Source organism: Bradyrhizobium macuxiense (assembly GCF_001542415.1).
Classification (GTDB): Bacteria; Pseudomonadota; Alphaproteobacteria; order Rhizobiales; family Xanthobacteraceae; genus Bradyrhizobium; species Bradyrhizobium macuxiense.
Window position 1 is genome coordinate 1 of record NZ_LNCU01000103.1, and the last position, 12,098, is coordinate 12,098.

Sequence of the window (12,098 nt, forward strand, 5' to 3'; positions counted from 1 at the left end):
CCCTCGTTCGGATCATTGCGCGAACTAACCCGGGTCGTCGGCAACGATTGCGCCATCGAGATCGACACGAACAGTTACTCGGTGCCGTGGCGCCTAATTGGTGAGCGCGTGGCGGTAACGGTCGCGGCCGGCGAGGTGCGGATCCGCCATGGATTGCACCAGGTGGCGGTCCATAAGCAATCGGAGGGGCGCCGGCTGCGGATCGTCGATCCCGCCCATCTCGATGGTGTTGCCGGGCGGAATGGCGCGGTTCGCCGGCCGGAGATTGCGGCGGCGGTGCCGGGGTCGTCTCCACCGCCTTCGTTGTTGCGTCCTCTTGCCGAATATGAAGCCGTGATCGGGGGAAGCTTCTGATGACGCGCGCAAAGAAGGCAACCGAAGTACCGACTGATCCCCTTGATGCCATGCTGGCGCGATTGCAGCTCTCCGGCATCCGCGATCAGCTCGATAGCTTGCTCGACGAGGCGGCGCGCGCAAACCTGTCGGCGCGTGAGACGCTGATCCTGCTGTGCGAACGTGAGATTGCGCGCAAGGATCATCGCCGCATCGACATGGCGCTGAAGCTTGCACACTTCCCGGCCGTGAAGGAGCTTGCGGGCTTCGACTTCGAGGCGCAGCCGTCGATCGATCCGAAGCAGATCCGCGACCTGGCCGCGTCACGTTGGATCGCCAACGGAGAGAACGTGCTGCTGCTCGGCCCGCCGGGCGTCGGTAAGACGCACTTGTCGATCGCGCTCGGGCGAGAGGCAATCCTGGCCGGGTATACGGTGCAGTTCACCACGGCGACGACGCTGGTCGCTGGCCTTGCCAAGGCGCATGGCGATCGGCGCCTGGACGAGAAACTACTCGCGCTGTCGAAGCCAAAGCTACTGATCGTCGACGAGCTCGGCTATCTGCCGCTGGAACCCGACGCGGCCCATCTGTTCTTCCAACTGGTCAGCCGACGCTACGAAACTGGTGCCATGCTGATCACGTCGAACCGCAGCGTTGCCGAATGGGGCACCGTGTTCGCCGATCCGGTGGTCGCCACCGCGATCCTCGACCGGCTCCTGCACCACAGCTACGTGTTGACTATCCGCGGCGACAGCTACCGGCTCCGCGCCAAACGGAAGAGCGGCCTCATCAAGCCGCCGCCCGCCGGTGACGGCCCTCCGGTCGGCTCCGCCTCCCTCCGTCCCGTCACCGGCGGAAGCAACCTTCAACCAAGATCATAACCCGATGGTGGGGGCAGTTCTTCATGACGCAAAGGGGGCAGTTCCGGATGGCGTTTGACAGTTGCAACATCCCTGGTAACTGCGACGGAACGGCGACCAACTGAATCTGGTGCGCCAGGGAAGGAAGTCATACCGGTACTGAACCTTTGTTTTGGTCTTCTTGCAGGGGTAAGGGATGAAGCCCCACTTCCAGCACACGCCCCAGTAACTAACCGTGATTGTTTCTCGCATTCCACAAGCCATGATGATTTCTCCTCGTTTGAGACGAGACCCTAGGGTCTCCCCATGGCGTGTATCGTGAGGCTTTTCGTTAGCGGCCACCGTGAGGTGCATCACATGAGATCTGCCATCTCGAGATGTCGAGCGGCTGTGGCGCCGACAGCGCCGATCGACCGGTCGGTAGGAGCAAATAGCCACCGCGCCAAGATCTAGCCGGCGCTAGGTTGTTGTGGCGGGCAAGGCGGGTGTTGGTTTGAGGGCGCGCCGTTTGTGCCGCGGTGCACACGCGCGTGTGGGGGAATCCGTCCACTCGAAACAAGGGGCGGCTGTGAAACCGACTGTTGATCTTCTCGGCGCGGCAAACGCAGGCTAAGAGAGTCTCATCTGCTCATCGCCTTTGCACCATAATACCGCGAAATTCTTTATTGGTTCGGTAACGAGCTTGCTCCACTCAGAAGCTTTCGAAAATGCATTCGGGAGTATAGCGCGACAATCTGGGTGGGAAGCCTGTCACCTTGATTGCCGCGCCGCACGGGAGATCAAGATCAGGTGCCCGGCATGCACGCGGGTTCTTCGCGAGAAGTGCACCAAGGTTCGCGACGGCGTCTAGAATCACCGTTCTGAAGTTCAATCCGTCGAGCCACTCGGCGCGCGTCGCTTACCGTCTCCGTCGCCCCGTCCAGACGCACAAACCGGCAATCGCGATTGCGGACACGGCACCGACTATGCCGACCGTGGCGACAAGCTCTTCCGCAAACTCCATGGGACTGCCTCAAGGGAAGGAGCGTCTCAAAAAGATGCGCCGCCGGATTCGAAATGTCCTGTGCCGGCGGCGCCCGGTTTCAAGCTGGGCCCCTGATCCAAAAGCCCAGGGAGCTCAGCAAACAGATGCCGGGACCCTGCGTCCAGGCAAATAGAGCATTGGCCTGCGTCAAAAGGCGTACCGTTGGCGCCCTTGACGTCGGTGGACTTGAGGGCGCTTGATCTGGCAGGGGAATGATTCCCCAGCGGTTTCCTTCGATGAACAGGGCTCATCAAGTGATCGCATGGTCGGGAGCAACCGCTCTCGTAAGCATTCTTGTGACCGGATGCGCGATCTCGCAGCGAGTCGCTCAGCCTCCTGTAGCTCCATCTGGCGCGTCATGGGCGCGGGACCTCAACGAGCCGCCCCCTATGCGTGCGCCGGTTAGCGATACAGCCGCACAATTGAGCGCGGACCTTGCTGCAGCGCGAGCAAAGGCAGCGCGTTAGCCGGATAGGCGCGGGGCTTCGGTCCCGCGCCATTTGGTCGAGGTCAGCGACGTAACCTTGGTGTTCATCTGCTCCGCGAACCGACGGGCTTCCTCAAGGGTTGTGCTCGCCTGTGAATACGGATCGAAGAATGACCCCCATCGGCTTCGTCGGGATCCCTTCAAGCCATTGATTTCAGTGGATTGCGACAATTGGACCCATGCCGACAATCGTAGAGATCCCACGCCAAAACACAGGCGATCTTGATAATCGGCATAGTGACAGGGTGGATGTAGATGTGCTCTCCCTGTTCACGACGAGATCTCTGCGACCAATGGCAAGGTGAACATAAATTTCGCGCCATCACCCGGATTGCTTTCAGCCCAGAGTCGTCCCCCCTGGGATTCGACAATCGAGCGTGAGATCGCGAGGCCCATGCCCATGCCGCTCTTCTTCGTTGTGTAGAATGCGTCGAAGACGCGGTTTGGATCGGCGAAGCCCGCGCCTTCATCGATGACCTCCACGCGCGCGAAATCACCATCTCGCTGCGCGCGCACGTGCAACACCTTGCCGCGGCCTCCTGCCTCCATCGCCTCGATCCCGTTGCGCATGAGATTGACCAGGACTTGCTGCAACTGAAGCCGATCTCCTCTGATTGTCGGGATGCTCGCATCGACCTCGATCTCAATGCCGACGTCCTGTGCCAGAGCCCCATCGACAAGCAGGCGCTTTGCTTCGGCGATCACTGGTACCAGCGCAGTGGTAGTTTGCGTCGGAATGGTCTGCTTGAAGAGCTCCCGTATGCGGCAGATAACCTCCGAGGCGGCGTTGGCGTCCCGGATGATCCGCTCGATCGTCGTCAGCGCTCGATCGAGTTGAGGCGGACCCGCCGTCAACCATCGCTGACAGGCGTGCGCGTTCGCCACGACCGCCGCAAGCGGTTGATTGATTTCGTGAGCAATCGACGCGGAAAGTTCAGCAAGGCTCGCTGCTTGGCTTGCTCGCGCCAGGCGCTCCTGCGCCGAACGGAGTTCCTCGCCCGCTCGCACTTCGCTATCGATATCGAAGCACACACCGTACCATTGGACAATCGCACCCGACTCGTTTCGGAGAGGCTCCGCGCGCCCCTCGGTCCAACGATAGGTACCGTCGGATCGGCACTGACGGTACCGCATCACGAATGGCTCGCCTGTGCTCAGCGATCGCGTCATCGCCGCTTCTACGGCGTCCCTGTGGTCTGGGTGAATATCAGCATAAGAGCGCGAGCCGCTCGAATTGATCAGATCTTCAAGCCTAACACCGACCAAGTCCATCAGTTGCTTGTTGACGTAGCACGGCCGACCCTCGGGCGTCATGCACCAGACCTGTGCTGGCACCGCGTCGATCAGTTGTTGCAATCGCTGCTCGCTCTCTCGCAACGCCGCTTCAGTCTTCTTGTAGACGTCAATATCGAGCGAGATGCCGTACCATCCGGTGACGCGCCCGTGATTGTCATGTGTCGGGCGCGCGCCGGAGCGATGCCAGACGTAGTCGCCGTTAACGCGTAAAATCCGATACTCCACATTCCAGGGCTCGCCCCTCAACAGACCGTTGCGGAAGGTGGTGGCCATCTGCTCGTAGTCAGCGGGGTGAACCATCCGCTTCCAGCCGTGCTCGCCGCCGTCGATGAACTCGCGCCCATCTAGCGATTCATTTAGGTCGTCGAGCGTCAAGCCGATGGAGGTCTGAGCTATCGGTGTCGCGTAAGTGAACTTGCCGTGCGCATCCAACGCCCAGCCGATGCCATAGAGGTTCTCAAGGAGCTGTGCGGCACGTACCGCCTCGACTGTCTCGCCAAGCGACTCCGCCGCTGTCCACGGGTGGTCTTGCATCGCCACGTGGTCTCGCACAGCCACGATGCCGGGATCTACTGTCACACCTTGTTCCGAATCGGCGCGCAGCTCCACCCACCGATAGCTGCCGTCGGCTTGAAGCTGGCGATAAGAGGAGACCTGCGGAACTCCAGTGAAGAACGCGCGCGCTGATGCTTGGGCGACCGCCGGCCTGTCATGCGGATGCACCTTGCTCACATCGAGTAACTCTTGGCCCGAGGGCTGCGATACATGCGACGGCGCGCTGTCGACCACGCAGCCGTACCATCCGGTGACCCGCCCATCTCCGTCGCGAAGCGGCTGCCCAGACGCGCGTACCCAGACGTAAGCGCCGGTTACGCCAGGCATGCGATGATCCATCCTGTAGGGTACGCCACTTTCAAGTGCTTGCCTCCAGGCCACGGCCGCGGCGCCGTAGTCGTCCGGATGGATCACGTGCTCCCAACCGGATGTGTCCCCATCGGACGCGTTCAGCTCTTCGATTGTCAGGTCACGAAACACCGGAGCCGTTGGCGTGACATAGACGAACCTCCCGGTCGGGTCGGTCGCCCAGGCGATTCCAACGACGTTCTCGACGAGCTTTGCCGCATGGACCGCGTCAAGGCTCTGCCATGTCTCTCGGTTGGACGCTATCGCCATCGCACTGCTCCCGCCGGCGCGTCGGACCAGATGTGGCCGCCGGCGGCGTCGGTCTAGCATGCCTGTCGCAGTGAGGGATCCCCCTTTCGTGTCGAACGCAAATGCCGCGCGGCCGCCATTGGCTCGATCCAACGACTGTGGAGCCTGCACCGGGTCTCGATTGGATGGTGAGCACCCCGGAAACGCGGCCTTATTCATTCGGAAGCACCGGAGGAAGGATCGATGGCCTGCTGGCAACGAATGCCGAGCGGCCGGGCACGCGCATGATGCGCGGCTGTGTTGCGCGCTGAGCGGCTGTGTTGCGCGCTGAGCAATGACTTGCGTTATGCGGAAGGACGAGGTGAATTCCTCGGGAAACTCGAGCGGCGTTGGCAGTTGGCGGCGGGGATCTGGAAAAATCCTGTGCCTAGCCGCTGCCATGCGCGCGGTCACTTACCGCAAGGTGGATGTTGATGGCATCGGAGTATTCTACCGCGAGGCCGGTCCGAAGGACGCACCAACGATCTTACTCTTGCGCGGCTTCCCCACCGCCGGCCACATGCACTGTTTCGCGATCTCATCCCGCTACTCGCCGACCAGTTTCGCCTCGTGGCTCCCGACCTGCCGGGGTTCGGGCAATCCGACACGCCCGCGCGGAGCGCCTTCGCCTACACGTTCGAGAACATCGCGCACCTCATCGATCGCTTCACCGAGGTGCAGCGAGCTCGGCCTGCGCACTGACAAGTCCTTCCAGGTGCAGGACGGCATTCTGACGCTACGCACGGGCTTTGCCTGGGCGCACGATTACGATCCGGACCGTTCGGTTGCTGCGACCTTCCAGGCGCTGCCCGGCGCGAGCTTTGTCGTCAACGGCGCGGCGCAGGCAAGCGATTCCGCGCTGACCACGGCGGCGGTCGAGATGAAATGGCGCAACGGCTGGTCGGCGGCCGCTACGTTCGAAGGCGAGTTCTCCAACGTGACTCGAGCTACGCAGGCAAGGGCGTGGTGCGATATCAGTGGTGAAGCGCGCTGGATGACCTGAGGCGTAAACACGCACGCGACGTCTCCTTGCGATGATCGGCTGATGGGTGGCGACGACGCCGCCACACGATCCGCAAGGGAGATGGATGATGGCTAGCTGACCGCTTTATGCGACCGCCAGGGATGGCACATCGCCGTTCGTGCAGGATTGACGGAATTTAGATTAATCAATCGGTTGGATCGGTGGTTAGGCAATTCATGTACCATTGAATCTCATAGCGATTTTTGGCGGTTGCCTCCCTTCAGTCGGGGATTCATCATGGACGGCCTGACTTACATTCGCCTTGTGATCGTCGGTGTCGGTTTGGCTTACGCTTTTGTTTTCGGCCACGTCGCCGGACCCGCCATGGCGCTCTTCATCATCGGTGTCTTGGAACTGGCCTCGATCGCGGACCACCGCCAAGGTGAAGCGCCAGGTTGAAGATGCGTTGGCGGATGCGTCGTTGAAGCGCTCAGACGAGGAGCGGCGCGGCTGGTGACTTTACCTTCTCTGCGCCAATCCACCATATTTGGCAGCATGGCTTTTGGCGATTTCGCCGCGAAACCGCACTTGGAGCCGTGTCGGCCTGGAACTCGACACCGGCGACTGCGGATGCAGAAGGCAAGGCGAATCATCAACGGTATAGAGGGAGGCGGCATAAATGACCGAAGCGACAGTCCGGATTCGTAGTCGCTTTTACGTGATCGATTTCGAGCGTGGAACGTACCATCGCGCTCGACCCCGTGCCGATGTGGGCAACTATCCTGGCCATTATAGAGAAGCGGCCGCGGAACTTTTGACCTGCAGCTACTGGCGCGATGATATGACGGAGGCGCAGAACGCGGCTGCTCATGCTTTCGCAGATGGAGGAACATCTGGCGACAACATCAGGGTCATAATTACTGGGCTCAGGATCTTGAAGGAACGCTCGTACCTCAAGGCCGTCGCTGACGGTGATGATGAGCTAGTTGCCGAACTGGATGCGCACGATCGCGCCATCGGATGACCGCAGGGAGCGGCTTTACGTTTGGCCTCCGTTTACCGGTCGTTTCGACGCGGCCTATCTAAATTCCCCGCAGCCGTTGAACCATTCATGAACTGTTGCAAGTCGATTACACATGCATAAAATCAGCATGGCATGCATTGTATGATGCAAGTTGCATGCTGATTCACCGGTTTCGCGACCCAGCTCGATCGGCCCTTTAGCCGAGAGCACTGCCCAATAGGGCAGCCCCATACAGGGGGACTCCACACTTGCGAATATTAGACATCCGGCCCGGTGAACCCGGATCGCCGACGCTGGCGCGTTTTGATCTGCAGCTAAACGAGCACTTGCGCCTCTACAACCTGGCTCTGCGCCAGCGCGGCAAACGAGGCTGCGCACGTCCTCGCGCCGAACGCTTTTCAGCGGCGCGTTGCCGACTTTAGCACGTCCTTCGGCGCTTGCCGAACTCGCCAGTAAATCCCTCGTGGAGCTCGAGACCGATGACCGCACTCGCGACTAATATCGCCAACGACACCACCGCCGCCATCGTCCATCTCCGTCGCGGTCTGATCGCACATGGATATCGCGTCGTTCCCTGCAACGAGAAGAAAGCTTGTGGCCTCGGCCGGTCAAACTCAAAATGATCGGCCGAACAGATGGGGGCCTGGCGCGGTTGTACCCGCACGGCCACAACACAGGAATCCTTACCGGCTCCGTGGTCGCGTTAGATGTCGATACATCCGATCCAGCAACGTCGGATGCCATTCTCGCAATGGTCGCAGATGTCCCGCGAGTCGGGGCGTCGCCGTATCGCATCGGGATGGCGCCGAAGCGCTGCAATGTATTTCGCACCGATAGTCCGCGCAGCAAGGTCGCCACTGGCGTCGCTCATCCGTAAGTCTCGGCGAGGTATTTTATAAGCATGACGCTCCTCCAATGACCAACGCGATTAGAGCGATTGAAAACAAAAATCTGAGCCAAAAACTCTCAAGTATCGGTCGCATGTCTGTCTGTGGGCTTCATTTTTCTCGGTACGCCAAATGAAAGCGTATTGTATTGCCTTACGGCGATTTCAGCAAAAGATCGGCCTACTCGATTAGCACCGCCTGACCCGATGCAGAACGTCGCGTCGTCGCACCAGGTAGTTGGCGGCAAGTAACATGAGGGCGAACACGGCAAGCGCCGCAGCAATAAGCTCTAAAATCATGTGAACGCCAAACGTTCTACCAGAGTAGGGCCGTTGCCGTGCAGTATGGCGCGGCGGCCCTGCCCCTGGTTACACTCGGTAGAATATTGCCGAGCCTCATAATCCTATCGTTCGTGCGCGAACGTTCAATGCTTCATTCGTATAAACCAAGCAGTTGCCTTTGCGATGCGGCAGCAACCCCGGCGCGACGTCTCGGTGACGAACTCAATGGAAGCGCAGAATCGTCTCGTTAGCGAAGCTTCTTGGGCTTGCTCATCTCTTCAAGGCCAGCTGCCGTAATACGGTAACTGACTTCGCCGTCTGTTTCCTGAGTCTCAATCCAGCGATTGCGAAGCAATGTCAGTTTTAGCTTCGGCCGATCGGGGAGATCGATGGCGCGCACCCATTCTCCGTTCCGAAGGTACTCCAGAAATTGTCTGTGGTGATGGTTGAACGGCGATGCCAAGCCAAACCAAATCAAAACTGATCACGTATTGAGATTGCCTATGCATTATGGGACATGGAGGTCGACGCGTCTTGATCTAAATGGGTCATAAGCAACCCAATCACGCGCGCAGGCCCCTGCTTGCGACGTTCCGCCACACGGCATTCCGTCTTGTCGGGGTGAGTCACGATGGAGACGGCCGCTATCTTTGCGGATGCAATGTCCGTGTTCTACGCAGATGGGTTCCACTTAGAAGCGAGAGAGTGCCGCGACTTGGCCGCGAAGTCGCAACCACGCTTGCACCGAAAGGACGCAAGCGCATAGGCGTGACGCTCGGCTTTCCCATTCACGGTTGCGAGGTTCTCACCGCTATCGCCAAGCCTGAGCGCCCCAGCACTGAGAGCAATCTCGGTTAGCTCGCGGCGCATATCGTCGCGCGCTTCTTCGAGTTCACGCCAATCGCACATGGTGCCCTCGATGTCGCTGGCCTGGTAATTCCGCGATGGCTCGACGCAGCATGATCTCGACGCGCCGGGCGCAAATCAGCTCGTCGTCTGCAGCGGGTGGTGCAAGAACGGCCAGTTCTTCTGGCGCGTACTCGTCTTCGCAGTGATCGCAGCGGATACTTTCGAGCATTCCGCACTTGACCATGCACTTGTGGCGGAATTCGGTGATAGAGCCGCGAAGGCGAGGAGGGGGACTAGCGGAGAGTGCCGGCACAGAATCTTTCGCGCTACCTTATGTCTACGTGACCGCTGGCTCCGTACTTCATACGAAATCCGCGTCGCGGGAAGATCTCGCGGTCCTCAAGCGGGGCATGCCCGCCCGTTGGCCGTCCCTCGGGTGGGCATTTTCTTTTCAGGCAGCACAACCGGACGCGGTCCAACTTCTGCCGCGTTCCACGCCAGACTAAGCACCGCGGAAACTCACAATGCTTCGCGCATGGTCCTGGTCGCTTCACTCTGGCCCCCAAGGCTTGGTGACCGGGACTGGCGCGCCGAGCCCCACGAAGGTCAGGCCAGCGGACGTTTACCGCTTGGGCGCGGATGCGCTGGCGGCCTTAGTGAATGTTGGCGCGACAAACTTCGCGCTTTCTCGGCAAGCTGACTTGGTCGTCTGATCAACTTGAGAATGGCATCTAGTTCGGCAATTCGCGCCTTCAGGCGGGCCCTCTCTCGGGCCATTTCAACTTTTGAAAGTCGTCGGGCCATCGAAGTTCTCACATGTGCCAAAAATGCGCTGCCAGGCTTCGAAAAGCACCGTCCCGGTCCGCACCATGTATCAAAGTGGGCCTTGGCAAGGCCCAGCAATGATCCACCGGCAAAGACCGTGCCAATTACCAATCTGGATAGGACGGGATTGATCCTGGCGCCAACTAACCCCAAGCGTGCTTTAATTCCTTCAGTGCCTCGACGGACTTACATGGCACGCAATCAACGGCGCATCGCGCAAAGCCTGTTGACTGCCTGCTATCTCACCTGTTGGGACGCTTGCTCTGCACTCGTGTTGCGGCTGCGGTGAAGGATACGAAGGCGAGGCGGGTGCTGGCTTCCGCTAATCTCTTCTCTTCGGCCCCGCCCTCAAGATGCTGACGGCGAAACTGTAGCGCGATTTGTCCTCAGCATAGTCACCATAATCGGGGCGCTTGCAGAACACCCATTCACGGCCGTTCCACTCAACATCATGAGTGGTCGGCTTGCTTGGATTGAAGACCATTTCGGCGTCTCCGGAGAAAGCAACGAGATAGGGCGGATGTACGAATGCGACGACGCAATCGATTTTGCCAGCTTTGATCCGGTCGCCTGGATTGATGCGTGGGCGCTCAGACATAGAGCCTGTCTCAATCATTCAGCTTCTCTTCATCGCGTAACGCGAACGTCGCCGTACCTTCAACGCTTGGGTGCCAACATGACGCGGGGGGGGGCCGTCGATCGATTGTCGAAGAAGATGAAGCCGGCAGCCTCAAATCCACTTCCGCCATATGGCGAATGACCAGAATCATCAGGACCATCACAAGCAGCCACCCCATCAGGCCCGCTTCCACGGTCATTATTTGGCGTCCGGTTTGCCAAGTCGGTACGCACCGCGGAGGTTATTTCAGCTTCCAGCCGCTGTGGGACTGGATCACTGAAGCCGAGACCGATCTATTCAACTGATCCGGCAGTCGCGAGGCGTGCGACAAACCCGACGCGTTTTGTGCGAAGATGATGCTCCCGCAGCGCGCCTGTATGCGCTCACGGCAAGATGACCGGTCGGTCGGTTGCCGGGGCGCGCCGCGCTAACCTGCTTGTCGCGCTGAAGCGAGAATTCCAGCTCACCTACGTCTTCGTGGCGCATAATCTTGCCGTGGTCAGCTACATCAGCGACCGGATCGCCGTGATGTACCTCGGCAAGATCGTCGAGATCGGCGAAGCCGCCAGCCTCTACCGCAATCCGCGTCATCCCTATACTCGGGCATTGCTGGCGGCTATGCCGCAGCCGGATCCCGGCCGCAAGCCGGAGCGGATTGTTTTGCGCGGTGATGTGCCGTCTCCGATCGATCCGCCATCGGGATGCCGGTTCCGGACGCGCTGCCCGATCGCGCAGGAACTCTGCGCCAAGAGCGAGCCAGCGCTCGGACCCACGGCGAGCGAAGCTCGCGATCACCTCGTCGCCTGCCACTTCGCCTCTTAAGTCTCAGCTTGGCCGAGCGCCGAGGCGCGTCTCGGTCTCAAGCTGCGCTGATGGCAAGAGGGAAAGCCTCCGAAACTTGACCATCTCCTGCCAATTTTGCCGTTGGCTTTGGCAACGGGATCGGTGCGAAACTCTTCTTGATCAGGTTGGCTCAATTTTGTGGTCGCTAGCTCAAACTGGCCCATGATGGATCGGAACGGTGCGCGGGGAGACCGGCAGGAGATAGAAGGTGCAAGTCCTTTACGGTGAAGGAGTAGCGATCCACACCGGCCCCGAGTCATGCGCGGGTCGTCGCGAGGCGACGCGTGAAGCGTTGACAGGGGAACGTATAGGCCAGCCATTGAGCGGCGAAATTCCAATCATCCGGAGTGCCGATGCCCTCGTTCCGGCAGAAGGCAACATGGTCGGACACGCGATCGCGAGTGCCCGACCAGCTCCGCGCCGTCTGAGACCCTGGCATGTGCGCACATCTTCTGCGCGGGAACCGGGAGGTCTCCACATTGCCCTGGGCTGCCGCGCCCGGGGCCGCACGGGGAAGGCCGGAGGCCGAAGTCCGTGATGCACGATGCGGAGAAGTCGGACCCACCCAGAGTACCGAGGAAGTCGGCGAACAACGCGGCCTACGCTGCGGCGGGG

The 12,098-nt window shown here is 60.2% G+C and carries 9 protein-coding genes and 2 pseudogenes; 7 read left to right on the forward strand and 4 right to left on the reverse strand.

Translation table 11 applies throughout. The annotated features are described in order from the left end of the window. On the forward strand, positions 1–354 hold a 354-nt coding region (locus AS156_RS43095; RefSeq protein ID WP_430641822.1), incomplete at its 5' end, for a Mu transposase domain-containing protein. Beyond that, on the forward strand, positions 354–1,214 hold the full coding sequence (gene istB, locus AS156_RS30740) for an IS21-like element helper ATPase IstB (RefSeq protein WP_050382252.1): 861 nt from the start codon (positions 354–356) through the stop codon (positions 1,212–1,214). The genes AS156_RS43095 and istB, both read left to right, overlap by 1 nt. A gap of 1,760 nt (positions 1,215–2,974) precedes the next feature. Here the strand turns inward: istB and AS156_RS30745 are convergent. Beyond that, positions 2,975–5,173 carry a PAS domain-containing protein gene (locus AS156_RS30745; protein WP_066512766.1) on the reverse strand — a complete coding sequence of 733 codons (2,199 nt, stop codon included), beginning with the start codon at positions 5,171–5,173 and terminating at the stop codon, positions 2,975–2,977. A gap of 418 nt (positions 5,174–5,591) precedes the next feature. On the opposite strand from AS156_RS30745, the pseudogene AS156_RS43580 reads away from it, so the two are divergent. The 4 genes and pseudogenes from AS156_RS43580 to AS156_RS30760 all read left to right on the forward strand — a co-directional run. Next, positions 5,592–5,869 (forward strand): annotated as a pseudogene (locus AS156_RS43580) (alpha/beta fold hydrolase); the annotation flags it as partial. Between the two features lies 1 nt (position 5,870). Beyond that, a pseudogene (locus tag AS156_RS30755) lies at positions 5,871–6,175 on the forward strand (autotransporter domain-containing protein); the annotation flags it as partial. A gap of 277 nt (positions 6,176–6,452) precedes the next feature. Then, a complete protein-coding gene (locus AS156_RS43100) occupies positions 6,453–6,614 on the forward strand; it encodes a hypothetical protein (protein WP_160331170.1) in 162 nt (53 codons plus the stop codon). Positions 6,615–6,834: 220 nt separating this feature from the next. Then, entirely contained in the window at positions 6,835–7,179 is a 345-nt protein-coding gene (locus AS156_RS30760) for a hypothetical protein (RefSeq protein ID WP_066512773.1), read from the forward strand. Positions 7,180–8,594: 1,415 nt separating this feature from the next. Here the strand turns inward: AS156_RS30760 and AS156_RS43105 are convergent. The 3 genes from AS156_RS43105 to AS156_RS43585 form a co-directional block, all read right to left on the reverse strand. Then, positions 8,595–8,747: a hypothetical protein gene (locus tag AS156_RS43105; RefSeq protein ID WP_160331171.1), complete on the reverse strand. Its 153-nt coding sequence runs from the start codon at positions 8,745–8,747 to the stop codon at positions 8,595–8,597. Between the two features lie 1,596 nt (positions 8,748–10,343). After that, complete coding sequence (locus AS156_RS30775) at positions 10,344–10,637, reverse strand: hypothetical protein (protein ID WP_136626514.1); 294 nt, start codon at positions 10,635–10,637, stop codon at positions 10,344–10,346. Then, positions 10,630–10,839, reverse strand: coding sequence for a hypothetical protein (locus tag AS156_RS43585; protein ID WP_201456128.1), 210 nt, complete (start codon positions 10,837–10,839; stop codon positions 10,630–10,632). The genes AS156_RS30775 and AS156_RS43585 overlap by 8 nt, the downstream gene beginning before the upstream one ends. Before the next feature lie 194 nt (positions 10,840–11,033). On the opposite strand from AS156_RS43585, the gene AS156_RS30780 reads away from it, so the two are divergent. Further along, positions 11,034–11,462 (forward strand): oligopeptide/dipeptide ABC transporter ATP-binding protein, encoded by a 429-nt coding sequence (locus AS156_RS30780; protein WP_066512781.1) that lies wholly within the window; start codon positions 11,034–11,036, stop codon positions 11,460–11,462. Positions 11,463–12,098: the final 636 nt, after the last annotated feature.

Coding starts and splice junctions, on each gene's coding strand:
- AS156_RS30745 (WP_066512766.1), bottom strand. CDS start 5,173: ATGGCGATAGCGTCCAACCGAGAGACATGGCAGAGCCTTGACGCGGTC.
- AS156_RS30760 (WP_066512773.1), top strand. CDS start 6,835: ATGACCGAAGCGACAGTCCGGATTCGTAGTCGCTTTTACGTGATCGAT.
- AS156_RS30775 (WP_136626514.1), bottom strand. CDS start 10,637: ATGATTGAGACAGGCTCTATGTCTGAGCGCCCACGCATCAATCCAGGC.
- AS156_RS43585 (WP_201456128.1), bottom strand. CDS start 10,839: ATGACCGTGGAAGCGGGCCTGATGGGGTGGCTGCTTGTGATGGTCCTG.
- AS156_RS43100 (WP_160331170.1), top strand. CDS start 6,453: ATGGACGGCCTGACTTACATTCGCCTTGTGATCGTCGGTGTCGGTTTG.
- istB (WP_050382252.1), top strand. CDS start 354: ATGACGCGCGCAAAGAAGGCAACCGAAGTACCGACTGATCCCCTTGAT.
- AS156_RS30780 (WP_066512781.1), top strand. CDS start 11,034: ATGACCGGTCGGTCGGTTGCCGGGGCGCGCCGCGCTAACCTGCTTGTC.